At 70.6% G+C, this 19,446-nt stretch carries 18 protein-coding genes; 6 read left to right on the top strand and 12 right to left on the bottom strand.

Annotated features, from left to right (window positions below):
- Positions 1-145: 145 nt before the first annotated feature.
- Positions 146-1,603, bottom strand: coding sequence for a hypothetical protein (locus AB0O28_RS24270; RefSeq protein ID WP_363643767.1), 1,458 nt, complete (start codon positions 1,601-1,603; stop codon positions 146-148).
- Between the two features lie 344 nt (positions 1,604-1,947).
- Positions 1,948-2,601 (bottom strand): TetR/AcrR family transcriptional regulator, encoded by a 654-nt coding sequence (locus AB0O28_RS24265; protein ID WP_363643765.1) that lies wholly within the window; start codon positions 2,599-2,601, stop codon positions 1,948-1,950.
- A gap of 94 nt (positions 2,602-2,695) precedes the next feature.
- On the opposite strand from AB0O28_RS24265, the gene AB0O28_RS24260 reads away from it, so the two are divergent.
- On the top strand, positions 2,696-3,295 hold the full coding sequence (locus tag AB0O28_RS24260; protein WP_363643763.1) for a TIGR03086 family metal-binding protein: 600 nt from the start codon (positions 2,696-2,698) through the stop codon (positions 3,293-3,295).
- Between the two features lies 1 nt (position 3,296).
- Here AB0O28_RS24260 and rsmA read toward each other — a convergent pair whose 3' ends face one another.
- From rsmA to AB0O28_RS24240, 4 genes are read right to left on the bottom strand one after another with little or no spacing between them, the layout of a single operon-like run.
- On the bottom strand, positions 3,297-4,151 hold the full coding sequence (gene rsmA, locus AB0O28_RS24255) for a 16S rRNA (adenine(1518)-N(6)/adenine(1519)-N(6))-dimethyltransferase RsmA (protein ID WP_363643761.1): 855 nt from the start codon (positions 4,149-4,151) through the stop codon (positions 3,297-3,299).
- Positions 4,152-4,170: 19 nt separating this feature from the next.
- A complete protein-coding gene (locus AB0O28_RS24250) occupies positions 4,171-5,028 on the bottom strand; it encodes a TatD family hydrolase (RefSeq protein ID WP_363643759.1) in 858 nt (285 codons plus the stop codon).
- Positions 5,029-5,030: 2 nt separating this feature from the next.
- Positions 5,031-6,617, bottom strand: coding sequence for a methionine--tRNA ligase (gene metG, locus AB0O28_RS24245; RefSeq protein ID WP_363643757.1), 1,587 nt, complete (start codon positions 6,615-6,617; stop codon positions 5,031-5,033).
- A gap of 56 nt (positions 6,618-6,673) precedes the next feature.
- Positions 6,674-7,891: a glycosyltransferase family 2 protein gene (locus AB0O28_RS24240; protein WP_363643755.1), complete on the bottom strand. Its 1,218-nt coding sequence runs from the start codon at positions 7,889-7,891 to the stop codon at positions 6,674-6,676.
- Between the two features lie 384 nt (positions 7,892-8,275).
- Between AB0O28_RS24240 and AB0O28_RS24235 the strand changes: the two genes are divergently transcribed.
- Complete coding sequence (locus AB0O28_RS24235; RefSeq protein ID WP_363643753.1) at positions 8,276-9,712, top strand: hypothetical protein; 1,437 nt, start codon at positions 8,276-8,278, stop codon at positions 9,710-9,712.
- A 37-nt stretch (positions 9,713-9,749) separates the two neighbouring features.
- Here AB0O28_RS24235 and rsmI read toward each other — a convergent pair whose 3' ends face one another.
- Positions 9,750-10,580: a 16S rRNA (cytidine(1402)-2'-O)-methyltransferase gene (gene rsmI / locus AB0O28_RS24230; protein ID WP_363643751.1), complete on the bottom strand. Its 831-nt coding sequence runs from the start codon at positions 10,578-10,580 to the stop codon at positions 9,750-9,752.
- A 208-nt stretch (positions 10,581-10,788) separates the two neighbouring features.
- Between rsmI and AB0O28_RS24225 the strand changes: the two genes are divergently transcribed.
- Together AB0O28_RS24225 and AB0O28_RS24220 are read left to right on the top strand one after the other, a co-directional pair.
- Positions 10,789-12,294 (top strand): phospholipid carrier-dependent glycosyltransferase, encoded by a 1,506-nt coding sequence (locus tag AB0O28_RS24225; protein ID WP_363643792.1) that lies wholly within the window; start codon positions 10,789-10,791, stop codon positions 12,292-12,294.
- Between the two features lie 184 nt (positions 12,295-12,478).
- Positions 12,479-13,885 (top strand): hypothetical protein, encoded by a 1,407-nt coding sequence (locus AB0O28_RS24220; RefSeq protein ID WP_363643749.1) that lies wholly within the window; start codon positions 12,479-12,481, stop codon positions 13,883-13,885.
- Between the two features lie 63 nt (positions 13,886-13,948).
- Here the strand turns inward: AB0O28_RS24220 and AB0O28_RS24215 are convergent, their stop codons facing one another.
- Positions 13,949-14,359: a VOC family protein gene (locus tag AB0O28_RS24215; protein WP_363643747.1), complete on the bottom strand. Its 411-nt coding sequence runs from the start codon at positions 14,357-14,359 to the stop codon at positions 13,949-13,951.
- Between the two features lie 94 nt (positions 14,360-14,453).
- Here AB0O28_RS24215 and AB0O28_RS24210 point away from each other — a divergent pair, with 94 nt between their 5' ends.
- Together AB0O28_RS24210 and AB0O28_RS24205 are read left to right on the top strand one after the other, a co-directional pair.
- Complete coding sequence (locus AB0O28_RS24210) at positions 14,454-15,416, top strand: WYL domain-containing protein (protein WP_363643745.1); 963 nt, start codon at positions 14,454-14,456, stop codon at positions 15,414-15,416.
- A gap of 129 nt (positions 15,417-15,545) precedes the next feature.
- Positions 15,546-16,292 carry a class I SAM-dependent methyltransferase gene (locus AB0O28_RS24205; RefSeq protein ID WP_363643743.1) on the top strand — a complete coding sequence of 249 codons (747 nt, stop codon included), beginning with the start codon at positions 15,546-15,548 and terminating at the stop codon, positions 16,290-16,292.
- On the opposite strand, the gene AB0O28_RS24200 is transcribed toward AB0O28_RS24205, so the two are convergent.
- The 4 genes from AB0O28_RS24200 to AB0O28_RS24185 all read right to left on the bottom strand — a co-directional run.
- The gene (locus AB0O28_RS24200) at positions 16,268-16,642 is read right to left on the bottom strand and encodes a VOC family protein (protein ID WP_363643741.1); all 375 of its coding nucleotides are present in this window, start codon (positions 16,640-16,642) and stop codon (positions 16,268-16,270) included. The genes AB0O28_RS24205 and AB0O28_RS24200 overlap by 25 nt on opposite strands.
- A complete protein-coding gene (locus AB0O28_RS24195; protein WP_363643739.1) occupies positions 16,639-17,277 on the bottom strand; it encodes a helix-turn-helix domain-containing protein in 639 nt (212 codons plus the stop codon). The genes AB0O28_RS24200 and AB0O28_RS24195 overlap by 4 nt, the downstream gene beginning before the upstream one ends.
- Before the next feature lie 220 nt (positions 17,278-17,497).
- Complete coding sequence (gene aspS, locus AB0O28_RS24190; protein WP_363643737.1) at positions 17,498-18,784, bottom strand: aspartate--tRNA(Asn) ligase; 1,287 nt, start codon at positions 18,782-18,784, stop codon at positions 17,498-17,500.
- Between the two features lie 322 nt (positions 18,785-19,106).
- The coding region (locus AB0O28_RS24185) for a tetratricopeptide repeat protein (protein WP_363643735.1) at positions 19,107-19,446 on the bottom strand (340 nt) is incomplete at its 5' end.

The raw sequence follows: 19,446 nt of genomic DNA, 5'->3' as shown, positions 1-19,446 counted from the left end.
GTGCCTCGGCATGAGACCCGAGCTTAGCGTCACTCGCCCCTCCGGATATTCAGTGGGCGTCCACGGACGGGGGCGGGTCGTCCATGTCCGGGCATGAGAAAAGGGCCCGGCATGATGCCGGGCCCCTTCACGTGATGCCGATGAATCAGACGATCTTGCCGGACCAGTTGGCGGCGGCGGTCTTGTAGACGGCCAGGGTCTCACCGTCGAAGTACGGGGAGACGCTGGTGTCGATCCGCTTGTTGCCGTCGGTGTCGGAGACCGCGATGGTCACACCGTTCAGGTAACCCAGCCGCTTCGTGCTGCTGTAGCGGTACAGCCACGCGGAACCGATGGCGCCCTCACCGGTGAAGGAGGACTTGACGCCGACGAGCTCCTCGGCCTTCATCGACGGGGCGGCCGCCTTGAAGGTCTTGCCGTAGCTCCACTTGAGCGTCTTGCCGGAGAAGGCGTAGTTGCCGTCCGGGTGCGACCCGCTCGGGTAACCGAACACGAACATGCCCGTGCCGATCTTCTGGTTGTAGGCCAGGCCCTGACCACCGACGTTCGAGCCGAGGGTGCCGACGTCCTTGAGGCCGATCGACAGGGCGCGGCCGGTCAGGCGGTAGTCGACGTCGTAGTTGATCCAGTAGGTGCGGACGACGTACTTGTCGCCCTTCTTCATGTAGAAGGCCTTGCCGTCCCGGGACTGCTTGCCCTCTTCCCAGCCGCGCGGCTTGAAGGAGAACTCCCGGTCGGTGACGCCGGTGCCCTCCTTGAAGGGCCCGTTCGCGTCGGTGCCCTCGGGGTTGAGCTTCTTCCACTCGTCCCGCTTGACGTAGACCTTCTGCGAGTCGCGGGTGCCCTCCTTGACCACGTGGTCGGTGTCGGCCACGGGCTGGATGGTCACGTTCGAGTAGGCCTTGTCCTTGTCGAGCTTGGCCTTGGCCCACCTCGCCTCGCGGGAGGTCTCGTAGGTGCGGTCATAGCTCCTGCCGGAGGCGCTGGTGGGCAGGACGCCGTTGTAGACGGTCACGAACGCGTAGTCGCGGTCGCCGTCCTCATACACGTCGTAGTCGTAGTGCGTGTACGCGGTCTTGCCGACGTAGATGCCCCACGGGGTCTTGCCCTGGTAGTAACCCGGGACGAAGACCCACTTGTCGAGGGTCGCCTTGTTGCTCTCGGTGTCGTACACGCAATGGCCGGCGGTCGCCACCAGGTTCTTGTACTGGCTCTGCACGGCGGTCGCCGAGCACCAGTGCGGCTTGTGGTCGGCGCCGATGAAGAACACCTTGCCGGTCGTCTTCGGCAGGTTCACGTTCTTGGACGTGCCGCTGGAGGCCTTCTGGTCACCGCTGGACCCGACGACGCCGGCCTTGCTGTCCGCCGACGCGCCACCGGCCGAGACGTGCTTGGTGGGCAGGGTGGTCTCCACCGCGTACGGCGTGGCGTTGACCAGGTTGGCCTTGTTCTGGCCGTACCAGAACGCGGCGACCTGCTTGGCGGCGAAGTTGGTGCTGGCCAGGGTGTCGTGCGGAACGGAGTCCGCGTGGGCGGGGGCGGCGACGGCCGCGGATGCCAGCAGGCCGACCGCGATGCCACCGAGGGTGAGGGTGCGCTTCAACTTACTACTCCCTGGTCTGATCGTCGGGCGCCACTTGCGCCCCATCCGTCAGTAAAGGACGGCTAAAAACTATCTGAGATTTCGGGAGTTGTGACCACTTCAGTGGCCGTTAGTCCGATCTTGGTGTCAAGATCGCGACCCTCGCCGCCGTCGGCACCCTGCGACCGATCACCACGTTTTCGCTGATCACAGGTTTCGCCGATGCCGATCCGTGACGGAGCGCAACAGATCGACACCCCTTCCTCATGTGACCCAAATCACACTTAATCGATGGAACGGATCAACTGGCGATCACGTCGAATCCACCCCTTCACGTCACGCCGGGGGAGCAGCGCCGGGCCCGTCTACCCCGACCGCCGCCACCGCCAGTTCAGCTCGCCCGGCTCCGGAGCCGGACCGGGGAGGACGTTCACATCGGGCCCGGTCAAGCCGCCGAGCACCATCGACAGGAAGCGCCGCCGCAGCTCCCGCGTACGCTCCGGGTCGGGCATCCGGACGGCGGCGCACCCCTCCAGCACGAGGCCGATGTCGTCGGCGACCACATCCCGGCGCAACCGTCCGGCCGCGTGGGCCCGCTCCACCAGCCGGCCCATCAGCTCCGCGGCCCGCCGCGCGTCACGTCCCATCTCCTCGGTCGGCGTGAACGTGCCGGCGAGGTGGACCGTGAGCGAGTGCACGTCGGCGTCGACGATCCGCTCGAGGAAGACGACGAGGGCCTTCCCGGCGTCCGGCTCCGCCTCGACGGCCTCCGCCTCCTCGATCCAGCGGCGCAGCCCGTCATGGCACAGCGTGCGCAGCAGGGTCTCCTTGCCCGGATATCTCCGATAGAGCGCGCTCATGCCGACCCCGGCCCGTTCCGCGACGGCCGAGACCGGCGCCTTGGGATCGGCGAGGAAGACCTCCCTTGCGGCGGCGAGGATGGCGGCGTCGTTGCGCGCGGCCTGGCTCCGCCGTCCGGCCAGACCGGCGGAACCCTGGTCGTTCGTCTGCTTCGGCATGGGGTCACCGTAGCAGTGGAACAGAGCATTCCGTTCTGATAGAGTGAGATTAACGGAACGGAACATTCCGTTCTCCAGTGGAGAGGAAGCGCGGATGAACGAGACCACGACGGCGAGCTGGCGGACCCTGCTGACCCAGGCTCACGACGCGTTGCGCGACGCCGTCGCGGGCGTCGGGGCCGAGGCATGGGACGCCGCGACGCCGTGCGAGAAGTGGTCGGTCACCCAGGTGCTCCAGCACGCGACCGGCGACCAGATCGCCTACGCCGCCGCGATCACGGGCGGGCCGTGGCCGTCGGAGGACCCCTTCTCCCCCTCCGGCCGCATCGAGGGCGACCCCGGGGCCTACCTCGCCGCGGCGCTCGACGCCTCGGCCGGCGCGTGGGCGACCGTGGACGACGCCGCCGAGCAGGTGCCGGTGCCGCTTCCGCAGGGTCCCCTGCCCGCCTGGCTCGCGGCCGGCGCGTGCGCGCTCGACGCCGCGGTGCACGCCTGGGACATCGCCGTGGCCACAGGGCGGCCCTCGCCGCTCACCCCCGAGATGGCCCGGCCGCTGATGGAGGTCGCCACCCGGATCGTCGAACCGCTGCGGGCCTACGGCGCATACGCTCCCGCTCTCGAGCCCGGCGAGGAGGCCGGCGACGTGGCCAGGCTGCTCGCCTACCTCGGCCGCCGGCCGGTCCCCGTGTTCTGACCTAGGAGATTGCGGCGGCCCGCTGCTCGGCGATGCGGGCGAAGTCCTCGACCCGCAGCTGCTCCCCGCGCGCCGAGGGGGCGATCCCGGCCTTGACCAGCGCCTCCTCGGCGGCGGCGGCCGTACCGGCCCAGGAGGCGAGAGCGGCGCGCAGCGTCTTGCGGCGCTGCGCGAAGGCCGCGTCGACGGCGGCGAAGACCTCCTCGCGGGTCGCCGTCGTCGTCGGCGGCTCCCGCCGTACGAGCGAGACCAGGCCGGAGTCGACGTTCGGCGCGGGCCAGAAGACGTTGCGCCCGACCGGCCCGGCCCGGCGCACGTCGGCGTACCAGGCGGCCTTCACCGAGGGAACGCCATAGATGCGCGACCCCGGCGCCGCCGCGAGCCGGTCGGCGACCTCCGACTGCACCATCACCAGCCCGCGCCGCAGCGACGGCAGCACCTCCAGCAGGTGCAGCACGACCGGCACGGACACGTTGTACGGCAGGTTGGCGACCAGCACGGTCGGCTCGGTCCCGAGCTCGGCGGGCCCGACCTTGAGCGCGTCGGCGTGCACCACGGTCAGCCGACCGGCCACCTCGGGGGCCCGCTCGGCGACCGTCAGAGGCAACTGCTCTGCCAGCACCGGGTCGATCTCCACGGCGACGACCTCGGCGACCTCGGGGAGCAGGGCGAGGGTGAGCGACCCGAGCCCCGGCCCGACCTCGATCGCCACATCCCCCGGCGTGACCTCGGCGAGCCGGACGATCCGGCGGACGGTGCCGCCGTCGATCACGAAGTTCTGCCCCAGCTTCTTCGTCGGCCGGATGTTCAGCTTCTCCGCGAGCGCACGCACTTCGACCGGCCCGAGCAGACTCATGCGTCCAGTGTCTCCCGCGCTACCAGGCACCGAAGACGGTCTCGCCGTTGGCCGTGATCCGGGCGGCGAGGTCGGCGACGTCCATGCCCTTGACCTCCGCGAGGCAGCGGAGCGTGAGCGGGATCAGGTAGGGCGCGTTGGGCTTGCCCCGGTGCGGCGTCGGCGGCAGGTAGGGCGCGTCGGTCTCGACCAGGATCAGCTCGGGCGGGGCCACCGCCGCCGCCTCACGCAGATATCCGGCGTTCTTGTACGTCACCGGGCCGGAGAACGACATGTGATAACCGGCGTCCACGCACCGTTTGGCCATCTCGGCGTCACCGGAGTAGCTGTGGAAGACCACCACATCGGGGGCGCCCTGGTCGGCCAGCACGTCGAGCACGTCGTCGTGCGCGTCGCGGTCGTGGATGACCAGGGCCTTGCCGGTCCGCTTGGCGATCTCGATGTGCGCGCGGAAACTGGCGTGCTGGTCGTCCTTCGACGCCCAGTCGCGGAAGTAGTCGAGGCCGGTCTCCCCCACCGCCCGCACGTGCGGCAGCCGGGCGAGGTCCTCGATCTCGGCGAGGACCTCGGGCGTGGCGGCGTGCGCCTCGTTCGGATGGATGGCCACAGCCGCGTACACGTCCCGATGCGCACCGGCCACCGCGGCGTTCCACCGCGAGGACGGCAGGTCGTATCCGACCGTCACCAGGCGCGTCACGCCGACCGACTTCGCCTCGGCGAGGATCGACTCGATGCTCGCCCCGGCCGCCTGCGCGGCGAGGGCGACCGGGTCGCCCGAGGACGCCTGCCGGTTGCCGACCATGATGTCCAGGTGGCAGTGGCTGTCGAACACCTCCGCCGGCAACGCCTCGGGCGGTGCGGGACGCTCTCGCGACATGGTCAGGCGTTCTCCAGCCTCGGGAAGAGGATCTCGCCCTTGACGACCCGCGCCCCGGCGGGCAGCCTGCCCCAGGTCGCGGTGTCGGCGATCCGCTGGTCGGCGAGCGCGCCCAGGTGCTCCTCCGCCCCGAGAGACGCCCACAGCTTCTCGGCGGTGGCCGGCATGATCGGGTGGAGCAGGACCGCGATCGCGCGCAGCGACTCGGCCGCCGTGTAGAGGATCGTCGCGAGCCGCGCCTGCCCCTCGGGCGAGTCGTCCTTGGCCACCTTCCACGGCGCCTGGTCGCTCAGGTAGCCGTTGACCTGCTTGACGAAGTCGAAGATCGCGCCGATGCCGCCGGCGAAGTCCAGGTTGTCACCGATCATGGTGTCCGCCTGGGCCACGGCCGCCGCGAGGCCGTCCGCGACCGCCTGCTCGGCCGGACCGGCGTCCTCGGCCCCGGGCAGCGCTCCGTCGAAGTACTTGCCGACCATCGCGGCGACCCGGGACGCCAGGTTGCCGAAGTCGTTGGCGAGCTCGGAGGTGTAGCGGGCGGAGAAGTCCTCCCAGGAGAACGAGCCGTCCTGGCCGAACGGGATCGCCCGCAGGAAGTAGTAGCGGTAGGCGTCCACGCCGAAGTGGCTCGTCAGGTCGCGCGGCGAGATGCCGGTGAGGTTGGACTTGCTCATCTTCTCGCCGCCGACCATGAGCCAGCCGTTGGCGAACACGCGTCCCGGCAGCGGCAGGTCGTTCGCCATCAGCATGGCGGGCCAGATGATCGCGTGGAACCGGAGGATGTCCTTGCCGACCAGGTGCACGTTCGCCGGCCAGGTGGCGTCGAACTTCGCCTGGTCGGAGCCGTAGCCGACGGCCGTGGCGTAGTTGAGCAGCGCGTCGATCCACACGTAGATGACGTGCTTGGTGTCCCAGGGGATCGGGACGCCCCAGTCGAACGTCGACCGCGAGATCGACAGGTCCTGCAGGCCCTGCTTCACGAACTGCACGACCTCGTTGCGCGCCGAGGCGGGCTGGACGAAGTCCGGGTTCTGCTCGTAGAACTCCAGCAGGCGCGGGCCGTACGCCGAGAGCCTGAAGAAGTAGTTCTCCTCCTTCAGCCACTCCACCGGGCGCTTGTGGATCGGGCACAGGTCGCCCTCCAGCAGGTCGCCGGGCGACTTGTACTCCTCACAGCCGACGCAGTAGGGCCCTTCGTACCCGCCCTTGTAGATCTCGCCCTTGTCGTACAGGTCCTGCACGAACTCCTGGACGCGGTCGGTGTGGCGCGGCTCGGTGGTGCGGATGAAGTCGTCGTTGGCGATCTGGAGGTGCTCCCAGAGCGGCTTCCAGGCGTCCTCGACGAGCTTGTCGCACCACTCCTGGGGCGTCACACCGTTCGCCTCGGCCGTTCGCATGATCTTCTGACCGTGCTCGTCCGTGCCGGTGAGGTACCACACCTTCTCGCCGCGCTGGCGGTGCCAGCGGGTGAGCACGTCGCCCGCGACGGTCGTGTAGGCGTGGCCCAGGTGCGGGGCGTCGTTGACGTAGTAGATCGGCGTCGTCACGTAGAACGCCGACTCCCCGGATGCAGTCGTTCCTGTAGCCGCCATGTGCGAATCCTATCGGCCCCGGGGAGATGACTCCCCGGGATAAAACGCCGGTGGCGTCAGGCCACGGACTCGCGGCTGACGGCCTCCGCGGCCTCCTCGGCGGCGGACGCCGCGATGTCGACCGGGTTCTCCCGCGTACGGCGGATGCCGAGGATGCTGATGAACAGCGACGCGAAGATCGTCTGGAAGCTCATGACGAACGCGGTCGCCGACGGCACGACGAGGCGCAGCGACTCGGCCGGGATCAGCTCGCCGAAGCCGCGGCCGCCCCAGTGGGCGAGCGAGGCCACCAGGCCGACCAGGCCGGCCACGGCGAGGGCGCCGCCCGCGAGCAGGCCCTTCTCCAGCGTGACGACGTCCACCAGCCTGCGGATCCGCCGGTCCTCGGGGAGGAAGCCCTCCTCGGCGGCGTACACCTTGGTGAACAGCGCGAACAGCACGGCCTGAAATCCGCTGATCACCATCGCGGACGCGCCGACCAGCGTGTCGACGTCGAAGGCGAGCTTGCCGATGTAAACCGGGCCGAACGACAGCGCGGCCCCGGCGACGAGACCGAGGCTCATCAGCACCAGGCCCGGGATGAAGAACAGCCAGCGCGGGCTGTAGAGCAGCAGGAAGCGCAGGTGACGCCAGCCGTCCCGCCAGGAGCGCAGGTGCGGCGGGCGGGAGCGGCCGTCGGGCGACAGGGTGGTCGGCACCTCGCGGACGTCGAGCCCCTGCAGGGTCGCCTTCACGACCATCTCGGAGGCGAACTCCATGCCGCCGGTCTGCAGGCCCAGCCGCAGGATCGAGTCGCGGCGGAAGCCGCGCAGGCCGCAGTGGAAGTCGCCGATCGCGCTGGGGAAGAACAGCCGGCCGATGAACGACAGGACCGGGTTGCCCAGGTAGCGGTGGAGCGGGGGCATGGCTCCCGGGGCGATGCCCCCGCGGAACCGGTTGCCCATGACCAGCTCGGCGCCGTCCCGGAGCTGCTCGACGAAGGGCATCAGGTTGGTGAAGTCGTAGGAGTCGTCGGCGTCGCCCATGATGACGTACTTGCCGCGAGCGGCACGGATGCCGCCGATCAGGGCATTGCCGTAGCCCTTCTCGTCAATATGGACAACCCGGGCGCCCGCGTCACGGGCCAGTTGTTGCGAGCCGTCGGTGCTGCCGTTGTCGGCGATGACCACCTCGCCGTCGATTCCGTTCTCGCGCATGCAGGTGAGAGCCTTGCGAACACAGATCTCCACGGTCTCGGCCTCATTGAGGCATGGCATGACAACGGTAAGTTCCACGTCGCAACTCCTCGCATATGACGGCAGGACACCAATGATGCCCGCTTCCCAGTAGCGTCCGAGTCAAGTCCGCGAAACGGCTGGCATTCTGTAACAGTGACTCCACCCACCGCTGGAGCGGCGGGCTTCCCGCGTCGCCGGCCGAGCGGCGACGCAGAGGACGAGCCCGGCCCGGAGAATTCTCAGCACGCCGGCCCTGCCGGCGTGCGCGGTATACCCGCAGGTGAGGCACTCGCAGTTCTTTTTCGCGACATGCCCGTGGGCGTCCGTTGGAAGGCACCGGCGAAATCCGAGGGGAGGGAGCGCGGAGTCGTCCGCCGCCGGCCGAAGCAGGCGGTGCTCTCCGCGCGACTGTGAATGGTCGCGATCGCGGATCCTCCCTCGGTGGACACCACCCCGGCCGGCCGCTGGGGCCGTCCGGTCGCCCTGCTGCGCCGGCACCGGGTCTTCGCGGTCACGCTCGGCGTCGCCTTCGTGCTGCGGATCGTCACGATGCTGGGCTTCGGCCCGGCGATGTGGTTCAACGACTCCTACGACTACGTGTCGGTGGCGCTCCGGCCGCGTCCGCACCCGATCCGCCCGGACGGGTACAGCTTCTGGCTGCTGCTGCTCAAGCCGTTCCACAGTTTCTCGCTCGTGGTGTTGACCCAGCACCTCATGGGCCTGGCTGCGGCGGTCCTTATCTATGCGCTGCTGACCAGAAGATTTGGGGTTCCAGGCTGGGGTGCGACGCTCGCGGCCGCCCCCGTGCTGTTCGACGCCTACCAGATCCAGCTCGAACAGCTGATCATGTCGGACACCATGTTCATCCTGCTCGTGGTGGGCGTGGTGACGCTCGTGCTGTGGCGGGAGCGGATGACCTGGCGCGGCGGGACCGTGGTCGGGCTGCTGCTCGCGCTGACCGCGCTGACCCGGAGCATCGGCCTGCCCATCCTCGCCCTGGTGGTGGCATACCTGGTGATCAAGCGGGCCGGCTGGAAGCCGATCGCCGCCATGGTCACCGCGTGCGCGCTGCCCGTGCTCGCGTACATGGGCTGGTTCAAGGCGGTGAACGGCCAGTTCGCGATGACCAACAGCGACGGGGTGATCCTCTACATGAGGACGTCGCTGTTCGCCGACTGCCACAAGATGGACATCGACGAGCGCCGTGAGCTGGAGCTGGCGCTGCTGTGCATCAACGTCCCGCCCAAGGACCGCGGCCTGTCCGCGCAGGCGTACCTGTGGTGGGACGACCAGAACCAGCTCCATGTGTTCGGCTCGGGCATGAAGTTCACCCCGGAGATCAACGCGAACGCGAGCGCGTTCGCGAAGAGGGCGATCCTGTCGCAGCCGGGCGACTATCTGGCCGCGGTGGCCAAGGACTTCTTCCGCGCCTTCCAGTGGGGCCGTCCGCGGTTCCCGGATGCCAAAACCTTCCTGCAGTACGAGTTCGACAACGAGTACACGCGCAAGCTGCCCAGGTGGAGCTCCTACCACAGCACGACCGACAAGGACGCGGAGGCGTACGAGAACGGGCCGGCCGCGACGCACGTGGTCTCGCCGTGGTCGGACATCATGATCGGCTATCAGAAGGTCGTACGGCTGCCCGGCCTCGTGCTGGGCGCGCTGCTGTTGTTCGGCCTGTACGGCGCGGCGCGGCGCTGGCGCGAGCTCGGCGGGCCCGCGCTGCTGCCCTGGCTGGGTGCGGTGGGCCTGATCCTGGCCCCGGCGGCGACCGCCGAGTTCGACTACCGCTACCTGCTGCCCGCGGTGCCGCTCGCCTGCCTCGCCGCCGCCCTCACCGCGCGTGATCGTGCAGTCGGTCGCAGAAGTGGCCGCTGACCTGGTCCGCCCTTGGCCGTGATCCCGCAGTGCGAGATCACGGCGACGGAGTGGCGTGGACGGCGTTGTAGAGGTCGCGCTTGGGGACGCCGGCGGACCTGGCCACCTCGGTGATGGCCTGCTTGCGCGGCACGCCCGCGCTCTCGCGCCTGGCCACCTCCTCGACCAGCTCCTCGATGCCCGGCGCGGCCTCCCCGGCGGTCCGTCCCGCCACCACCAGCGTGATCTCGCCCCTGACCTCGCCGGCGGCCCACTCGGCCAGCTCGCCGAGACCGCCGCGCCGCACCTCCTCGTAGGTCTTGGTGAGCTCCCGGCAGACGGCGGCGGGCCGCTGCGCGCCGAAGGCCTCCGCCATCGCCTCCAAGGTGGCGTGCAGGCGGTGCGGCGCCTCGAAGAACACCATCGTGCGCTCCTCGGCCGCCAGCGCCGCCAGCCGCCTGGCCCGCTCCCCCTGCTTCCGCGGCGGGAACCCCTCGAAGCAGAACCGGTCGCTCGGCAGGCCGGAGACGGCGAGCGCGGTCGTCACCGCCGACGGGCCGGGCAGCGCCGTCACGGGCAGACCGGCCTCGACCGCGAGGCGGGTGAGCCGGTATCCGGGGTCGGAGACGCCCGGCATGCCGGCGTCCGTGATCACCACCACGGTCCGCCCCTCGCGCAGCGCCTCGAGCAACTCGGCGGCCCGCGCGCTCTCGTTGGCGTCGTAGTAGGACACCACGCGCCCCCCGATGACGATCTCCAGGTCGGCCGCGAGCCGTCGCAGCCGGCGGGTGTCCTCCGCCGCGATCACGTCGGCCGCGGCGAGCACCTCGCGCAGCCGTGGGGACGCGTCTTTGGGCTGGCCGATGGGGGCTGCGGCGAGAACGAGCACCCGTCCAGCCTATGGCCGGCGTGAAACATTCATCGCCGAACGGCCGGATGACCCAATCCATACGCGAGCCGTGTCCTCGGCGGGGACTCACCAGTAATCTGTCGGCGTGGCCGTGACCGACTATTCTCACAAGGCGTTCGAGCAGCCGGAAGAGGGGCCCCGGGACAAGACTCCCGCGGTCTCCCTGCGCGACCGGCTCGTGCCGCCCATGCCCGGCAGCGCCATGTGGGGCTGGCTCGGCCCCATCCTGGTGGCCGCCTTCGGCGGGTTCCTCCGGTTCTACCGGCTGGGCACACCGCACTCGGTCGTCTTCGACGAGACGTACTACGCCAAGGACGCCTTCGCCACCGTCAAGTACGGCGTCGAGCGGCAGTTCGTGGAAGGCGCGGACAAGCTCCTACTCGCCGGCAACGAGCACATCTTCAAACAGTGCGGCTCGGTGGGCGAGTGCGCCTCCTACGTGGTGCACCCGCCGGCGGGCAAGTGGCTGATCGGCCTCGGCGAGCTGATCTTCGGGGCGAACCCTTTCGGCTGGCGTTTCACCGCCGCGGTGCTCGGCACGCTGTCCATCCTGATCCTCGCCCGCACGGCCCGCAGGATGACCCGCTCGACGCTGCTCGGCTGCGCGGCCGGCCTGCTGCTGTCTCTCGACGCCCTCCACTTCGTGCTGTCCCGTACGGCCCTGCTGGACATCTTCCTGATGTTCTGGGTGCTCGCCGGGTTCGCCTGCCTGGTCGTCGACCGTGACCGGGTCCGCACCCGGTTCGCCGACTGGCACGAGGCGGGGTCGCCCGCGGAGGGACCACGGCTGGGCCTGCGGCCCTGGCGCCTGGCCGCCGGGGTGTGCCTGGGCCTGGCCACGGCCACCAAGTGGACCGGCGGCTTCTACATCGTCGCCTTCGTGATCATGACGTTGCTGTGGGACGCGGGCGCCCGGCGGGCCGCCGGACAGCCCCGGCCGTACGGCGAGGTCGTCCGCCGCGACCTGCCGCTCGCCGCGGCGTGGATGGCCGTCGTCCCGGTCTTCACCTACCTGCTGTCGTTCACCGGGTGGTTCGTCACCGACAAGGGATACGGCCGCAACTGGGACCAGGCCACCTCGAACGGCCCGGTCTACTTCGTCATCGACTCGCTCCGCTCCTGGTTCGACTACCAGAAGCAGGTGCTGACCTTCCACACCGGCCTGGAACAGAGCCACACGTACCAGTCGGAGCCCTGGCAGTGGCCGCTGCTGCTGCGCCCGGTCGCGTTCTTCTACGAGTCGCCGAAGACCTGCGGCACCGCCTCCTGCTCCTGGGCGATTCTCGGCACCGGCACCCCGATCATCTGGTTCGCCGGCCTCATCGCGCTGATCGCCATGATCGCCTGGTATGTCGCGACCCGCGACTGGCGCGCGGGCGCGGTGCTGCTCGGCTACGCCGCCGGGTGGCTGCCGTGGTTCTACTTCGCCGTGGCGGACAACCGGACGATGTTCATGTTCTACGCCATGCCGCTGGTGCCGTTCATGATCCTGGCGATCGTGCTGGGCTGCGGGCTGATCATGGGCAGGGAGGATCCGGCCCGGCCCAACCGGCGGGTGGCCGGCACGGCGGTGGTGGGCGCGTTCGTGCTCCTGGCGTTGGTCAACTTCGGCTGGCTCTATCCCGTGATCGCCGCCGAGGTCATCCCGTACGACTCCTGGCACGCGAGGATGCTGTTCGACTCATGGATCTGATGCCGGCCATCGAGGGCTGAACGCGCACGGCGAGGCAAGGCATGCACGCCCACGCACCCTCAAGCGCCGCCGGCTCCTTACCCCCGTATCGTTGGGCGCATACCGTCAGGTGCACCGAGAGGGGGGGTCGCGAGTGATGCCGGGTCGTCGTCAACGATGGGGTCGATACGGCAGACTTCGGGTCATGCCCGCACCTGACGTCGCCGCGCTCCTCGCCCAGCTGGAGCGCTCCGAGCCGGACATCGCCGAGTCCGCCCGCGTCGCGGTCGAGTGGCTCGCCGGCGGCGAGGCGCTGGAGACCATCAGCCAGTTCGACGTGTGCGAGTTCCTCTGGTACACGCTGCCGATCAAGGTGCCGGGCGACCAGGCGACGATCGCGCGTGCCCTCGGCGAGCTGCTCAGACTCGCGGGCATGGAGCGTTACGCCGCCCTGTGCGACTCCCCCGCCACCGCCCGGATCCTGCAGACGTACGCCAGGGAGGGCGAGGAGGCCGGGGCCGCGGCCTACCACCGGGAGCTGGAGGCCACCGGGGTGCTGCCCCCGGACATCGCCGAGCTGTCGTGGAGCTCGATCATGGGACCGGAGGAGCTGGGGGCGCACGTCGCCTGCGCGGCCGCCCTGGAGCTCGCCATCGTCGCCGGCGACCCGGTGGACAGGGAGGAGCTGACCCGCCGCTGGCTCACCACGCCCCGCGCGGAGCTGGGCGGCGACTGCTGGCTGCACCGGGTCCACGGCGAACGGCTGAACCGCTGGGTGCTCGGACGGGGCAACGCCCGCCGGGAGCTCGCCCAGCCCTTCGAGGTGCGGCTGCACGCGCCGATCGCGGTTCCGGACGAGCCGCATCTGGAACCGCTGCGCTGGCTGCTCGGCCTGGCCCGCACCGGGGTCCGCCTGACCGAGCGGCTCAACGTCGGGCGTGCCGTGGCCGTCGAGGCGGCCGACCGGTTCGGCTGGGCCAATCGGGCGAGGTCCGGGGCCGTACGCGGCGAGAACGACGTGCCGGCCCTCACCGAACTGCGGCAGATCGCCCTGCACGATCTCGGGGCGCTGCGGCGCAGCGGCCGGAGGCTGGTGCTCACCACCACGGGCAGGAACCTGCTCGACGACCGCGCCGCCATGTGGGAGGCGGCCGCGCCCACACTGCTCGTTCCCGCCCCCGGGGAGCACGATTACGAGGTCTCCATCCGTGAGTCGGCGCTGATGATCCTGGCCGACGCCGATGTGGTGCGGGACGGCGACCTGCGCGACCGGGTCGCCGAGGTGGTCAACGGCGAGGGCTGGCGCACGACGGACGGCGACCGCGTCGGCGGGGCGGACCTCACCGGACCGCTCGCCCGGCTCCGCCACCGCCTCGACGCCCTCGGCCTGGAGGCCTCGTCGCGGGAGCCCGGGGCGTTGGGCCGCGATCGCCGGACCACGGCCGGAGCGCCCGGGACCACGTCCGGAACGCCGGAGGTCGCGGGCCGGGCGCCCGTGACGCATGCCCCGGGCAGCGGGCCGTGGCGGCTCACGACCGCCGGGCGCCGGGCCGCGCTGGCCGCGCTGCGCGCCCAGGCCCTGCGCCCCCGCCAGTACGCCGGTCTCGGCTGACCCCGGCGGGGTCCTCCCGGTCGGCTGTAGGCGCAGATGGGGCGGCCCGCGGCGCTGCGACTTTCAGGCGCGGCCTTCGAGGACCTCCAGGTAGTGGGCGTTGTACATGATCCCCAGGATGTTGCCGAACGGGTCGGCCACCGAGGCGGTGACGAAGCCGGGGCCGCGCTCCGTCGGCGCCTCGTGCTGCGTGGCGCCCAACGACAGTAGTCTGCCGAGCGCCGCCGTGAGGTCGTCGACGTGCCAGTAGACGACGGCCCCGACCGGTTCCGTCGTCGGGTGCGGCGCGTAGCGCCGGTCGGCGAAGCCGAGTTCGTGCTGGTGGTCGCCGAGGCGGAACTCCGCGTAGGCGACCCGGCCGTCCGGGCCCTTCCTCTCGAAGTACGCCTCGGCGCCGAGCACCTCCGCGTACCAGCGCGTCGCCTCCTCGACGTCGTCGGCCCAGAAGGTCACGGTCGTCAGTCCACGCAGCATCGGTCGTCCCCTTTCGTCGATCTCTCGTCGATGGGGGGAACGCTAGAAGGCATTGCGGAACATACGGTTCCTCAATGAACGGGAGACTGTCGTCATGCTGGAGACCTCCGTACGGCTGCTGCGGTTGCTGGCACTGCTCCAGGCGCGACCCGGCTGGTCCGGCGCCGACCTGGCGAACCGGCTCGGCGTGACCACCAGGACCGTACGCAACGACGTCGACCGGCTGCGCGTCCTGGGCTACGAGATCCACTCGGCCACCGGCACGGCCGGCGGGTACCGCCTGGGCGCGGGGTCGGCCCTGCCCCCGCTGCTGCTCGACGACGAGGAGGTCGTCGCGGTGGTCGTCAGCCTGCAGGCCGCCGCGGGCAGCACCGTGACCGGCATCGAGGAGACCTCGCTGCGCGCGCTCACCAAGCTCCAGCGGATGCTGCCGTCCCGGCTGCGTCACCGGATCGAGGCCGTGCGCGCCGCCACGGTCGCGGTGCCGGGGCACGGCCCCACCGTGGATCCGGACACGCTGACCTCGATCGCCGCCGCCATCCGCGACCGCGAGACGCTGCGGTTCGACTACCTCGACCACCGGGGGACCGAGAGGCGCCGCACGGCGGAGCCGCACCGGCTCGTGTTCACCGGGCGACGCTGGTATCTGCTGGCCTGGGACGTCGACCGCCGCGACTGGCGGACCTTCCGCGCCGACCGCGTGCGGCCACGCTCCCCGAACGGCCCCCGCTTCACCCCGCGGGAACCGCCCGAGGGAGACGCCGCCGCCCACGTCGTACGCGGGGCGGGCTCGTCCGCCTGGAGGCACAGGGCCGTCGTGCGGCTGCACGCCCCCGTCGCGGTCATGGGCGCGCGGCTCACCGCCGCGGCCGGGCTGCTGCGCGCCGACGGGGAGGACGCCTGCGTGCTGGAGACCGGGGGCGACTCACCGCACGACCTCGCGACCTTCCTCACCTCGCTCGACGTGCCCTTCACCGTGCTCGATCCGCCCGAACTACGCGCTCACCTGCGTACGCTCGCCGATCGCTACCGGGCCGCGGCGGCGGACGGCGTCTGAGGCCGCGCCGGACCCGGCATCCCGCCGTCCGGAGCGTCGGCGCGTTCCGGCGGAGGCCGGGCCTGCCACGACGACACGGAAGGATCTTCGGCCTGTACGAGACGGACTTGCGGACGGTACAAAGTGATCGTGACGAAGCCGCGTGGGAACTACGGTGTGGACGCTCCGGCCGTGCTGACCGGGCTGACGGTGGGCGGGGTCCTGGAGACTGCGCTGGCCGTCTGGCTCTTCGCCATCGGCTGGGTCGTCCCGGCGGTGGTGCTGCTGATCGGCGGCGGCGTGCTGATCATCGGCGCGGCGCTGTTCGCGCACACCACCCTGCGCGGCAAGTTCCGCGTGTGGGACGCGGAACTCGACCGGCTCGGCCTGTCCGGTGACGAACGCGTCCTCGACCTGGGCTGCGGCCGCGGGCTCGTCCTGCTCAAGGCGGCGGCGCGGGTTCCCGGCGGCGCCGCGACCGGGGTGGACCTGTGGACGCACGATCAGTCGGGCAACAGCGGCGAGGCCACCCTGGCCAACGCCCGCGCCGAAGGCGTCGCGGACCGGGTCGCGCTGGTCACCGCCGACGTTCGCGGCCTGCCCTTCCCTGACGCCACGTTCGACCTGGTGGTGTCGAGCCTCGTCGTGCACAACATCACCGACGCCGAGGGGCGCGCCAGTGCCGTACGCGAGGCGTTGCGCGTGCTGAAGCCGGGCGGCGGGCTGCGCCTGGCCGACATCAGGAACGCCCACCGCTATGCCGAGGTGCTCCGCGAGTGCGGGGCCGCCGACGTCCACGTGTACGACCTCGGCTGGCGGTTCTGGTACGGCGGGCCCTACCTCAAGACGTCCATGGTCGCGGCGACCCGCGCTCATTCGGGAGACATCACCTCGTAGAGGTTGCGCGCCGCGTCGACGAAGAACAGCCCGCGCGGGCACAACGGGTGATCGATGCGGCCGTTGTCGGGATGGGCCGGATCGCTGCCGTAGGGCACTGCCTCCTCCCGCAGGCGGCCCAGAATCCGGTCGAACGTGGCCGGATCGACCTGGAAGGCCAGATGTACGCCGGCGGGGTTCTCCACGGTCATGAAGTCCAGGGTCAGCGTGTCGTTCACCCGTACGGGCGCGAAGTGGCCGTTGCGGCCGGCGGGCGGCAGCACCTCCAGCCCCATGATCGAGGCGAAGAACCGGGCCGCCTCGCGGTTGTCGACGGCCGGGACGATGGTGTGGTTCAGCGTGATGGTCATGCCGGGCCCTCCGGGCGTGTGAAAGCGCCGTGCAGAAGGATGTCGACGAGCTCCTCCGACGTGGGTTCCGCGCCACCGAACGCGGAGCGGGGACGGGTGAAGAGCATGCCCAGGAAGACCGAGGCGACCTTCTCGGGCTCCAGGCGCAGCGCCGCCCGATCGGGTTCGATCAGCTCGACGATCGCCTCGTGGGTCGCCTTCGTCGAGGCCTCCCTGCCGCCCGAGGGCGGCCGGTCGTCGGCGGTCTGCCGTTCTCCGAGGCCGCGCCCGCGACGGTGGCCGGTGCCGTGCAGGGCTCCGATCACCGTCCCCATCCGTCCCAGGTGGGCGTGCAGGGCCTCGGCCGCCTGTGTCAGCCGGTCGGCAAGCGGTTCGTCGAGGGAGATGGAGGTCAGCTCGCGCAGCACGTGGCTGGGATTCATCGCCTCGGTCAGGCACGCGTCGAGCAGTTCGTCCTTGTCGGCGAAGGCTCGGAAGACGGTGCCCTCACCGATGCCGGCGGCCCGGGCGATCTGACTTGTGGTGACCGCGGCGCCGTGCTCGGCGACCAGCGGAAGCGCCGCGGCGACGATCATCGCCCTGCGCTGCTCGGTGCTCATCGCCGGCGCTCGCCGGCGGGATGTCGTGTCTGCCATGCCCTCAAGATTACGGAGTGAGCACTCACTCCGTCAATGGCATTTCAGTCCTCGTACATGTATGACGCGAAGCCGCCTCTGGCTTCTGGACATGAAAGGCCCGCCAGGTGGATCACCTGACGGGCCTTCGCCGTGGTTGAGCTATGGGATTCGCACCCTCGCGCCACGCGCGCTCATGCGGGTGTCGGGACGTGGCTCACGGCGTGAACCCCGTACGGATTCACGGGCTGAGACGGTGCAGGTCGCGCGGGAAGAGGGTGGTCTGGCGGACGTTGGCGGCGCCCGTCAGGCGGGCGGTCCAGCGTTCCAGGCCGATGGCGAAGCCGCCGTGGGGCGGCAGCCCGTGGGCGAACGCGGCGAGATACCCCCGGTACGCCTCCGGGTCCTCGCCCCGGCCTGCGAGCGCGGCCAGATAGTCGGCGTGACGATGCAGCCGCTGGCCTCCCGTCACCAGCTCCAGTCCTCGGAAGAGCAGGTCGAAGCTGCGCGAACACTCCGGCCTGCCCGGGTCGGGATGGGTGTAGAAGGGACGCTTGACCATCGGGTAGCCCGTGACGAACAGGAACTCCGATCCGTGTTCGCGCAGCGCCCACTCCCCGAGCCAGCGTTCGTGCGCGGGAGCCAGGTCTGGTTCGCCCCGCGGGTCCTCGCCGGTGTGCCGGGCGAGGAGTTCCTGTGCGTCGGTGAAGTGAATCGACGGGATCTCCTCCGAAACCTCGGGCACGTGGATTCCCAGGAGACGGACGGAGGCCCCCGCGCGCTCGGCGACGGCCGCGTGCATGCCGCGCAGGGCGCGCGTCAGCACCGCCATGACGTCGCGGTGGTCCGTGATGAAGCCCAGCTCCGCGTCGAGGCTCGTGTACTGCGCCAGGTGCCTGGCGGTGTCGTGCGGCTCGGCCCGGAACACCGGCCCGACCTCGTAGACCCGTTCGAACACCCCGACCAACGTCTGTTTGAAGAACTGCGGCGACTGGGCCAGGAAGGCGGGCTTGCCGAAATAGTCGATGCCGAACACGTTGGCGCCGGACTCGGTCGCCGAGGCCACGATCTTCGGCGTGAACGTCTCGACGAACCCGAGCCCGTCCAGGGCGGCCCGGAACCCGGCGACCCCCGCGGCGGCGATATCGAACGATGCCCGCAGCCGGGGATGCCGCAACGTCACGGACGCGTGGTCGAGGATCGTGGGCAGCGCACCGGCGACAACGGGCCGGTACAGGTCGAACGGCGGCGACTCGACCGGCGTGGACAGCACGTCGATGACCGGGTCGACCAGTTCGGCCCCGCCCGGGGCCTGAGGGCTGGCGGCGACGGTCCCGGTGACCTCGACGACGGTTTCCTCGGCCAGCTGGACCGGTTCGCGCAGCACGATCTGGGCGAGTCCGGAACGGTCCCTGATCACGAGGAAGGACACGGACTTGAGCTCGCGGCGGCGGTGAAGCCAGCCGGCGAGGCGGACACGGTGGCCGACGTGCGCGGGCAGGTCGGCGGCGAGTGTACGAGAGATCATCACGTTCCTTGAGGAATATGAGCGATCCCTTGGGAGTGCGGGGGAGAAGGGAACTCCCGGTGCCACCGCACTTTCGCCGCCGCCTTGGCGGCGGCCTCATCCTGGCCCGATCACGGGGGCCGGCCGGCGGGGCATTGGGCGGTCTCGCCGTTCCTCCCCGCACTCGGGAGGGTCTTCGTCGCCGGGGCGCGAGACCGCCTTCGCAGCTTCCGGCGGCTCTCTGACTCGCGTGATCCCGGAACTACTCGTCTCCGTCATCGCGTTGCGCCTCATCCTACGATCATTCATCAGGGGCGGGCACCGCATTTCCACGGCGGCGAGGTCACTCCAACTCTTCGGCTTCCTCCGATCGCCCCAACGCCCGCAGCACGATCGCCAGGTTGTTCCGGCTGACCAGAGTGGACGGGTGCTCCTTCCCCCACACCCGCAGGCAGATCTCCAGCACCGCCCGGTACTCGGCCTCGGACTCCTCCAACCGCCCCAACGCCTCCAGCGCGCCCGCCCGGCGGCTTCGGGTGATCAGCGTGTCCGGGTGCTCCTCACCCAGCGCCCTCCGCCGTACCTCCAGCACGGCGCGGAACTCGGCCTCGGCCTCCGGCAGCCGGTCCAACGCCTCCAGCACGATCGCCAGGTTGTTCCGGCTGACCAGCGTGTCCTTGTGC

This window comes from Microbispora sp. NPDC088329, assembly GCF_040685655.1.
Classification (GTDB): Bacteria; Actinomycetota; Actinomycetes; order Streptosporangiales; family Streptosporangiaceae; genus Microbispora.
This window is presented reverse-complemented; position numbering and strand designations above follow the sequence as displayed.

Coding starts and splice junctions, on each gene's coding strand:
- AB0O28_RS24225 (WP_363643792.1), top strand. CDS start 10,789: ATGCCCGGCAGCGCCATGTGGGGCTGGCTCGGCCCCATCCTGGTGGCC.
- AB0O28_RS24220 (WP_363643749.1), top strand. CDS start 12,479: ATGCCCGCACCTGACGTCGCCGCGCTCCTCGCCCAGCTGGAGCGCTCC.
- AB0O28_RS24200 (WP_363643741.1), bottom strand. CDS start 16,642: ATGACCATCACGCTGAACCACACCATCGTCCCGGCCGTCGACAACCGC.
- AB0O28_RS24195 (WP_363643739.1), bottom strand. CDS start 17,277: ATGGCAGACACGACATCCCGCCGGCGAGCGCCGGCGATGAGCACCGAG.
- AB0O28_RS24265 (WP_363643765.1), bottom strand. CDS start 2,601: ATGCCGAAGCAGACGAACGACCAGGGTTCCGCCGGTCTGGCCGGACGG.
- aspS (WP_363643737.1), bottom strand. CDS start 18,784: ATGATCTCTCGTACACTCGCCGCCGACCTGCCCGCGCACGTCGGCCAC.
- AB0O28_RS24210 (WP_363643745.1), top strand. CDS start 14,454: ATGCTGGAGACCTCCGTACGGCTGCTGCGGTTGCTGGCACTGCTCCAG.
- metG (WP_363643757.1), bottom strand. CDS start 6,617: ATGGCGGCTACAGGAACGACTGCATCCGGGGAGTCGGCGTTCTACGTG.
- rsmA (WP_363643761.1), bottom strand. CDS start 4,151: ATGAGTCTGCTCGGGCCGGTCGAAGTGCGTGCGCTCGCGGAGAAGCTG.
- AB0O28_RS24215 (WP_363643747.1), bottom strand. CDS start 14,359: ATGCTGCGTGGACTGACGACCGTGACCTTCTGGGCCGACGACGTCGAG.
- AB0O28_RS24260 (WP_363643763.1), top strand. CDS start 2,696: ATGAACGAGACCACGACGGCGAGCTGGCGGACCCTGCTGACCCAGGCT.
- AB0O28_RS24250 (WP_363643759.1), bottom strand. CDS start 5,028: ATGTCGCGAGAGCGTCCCGCACCGCCCGAGGCGTTGCCGGCGGAGGTG.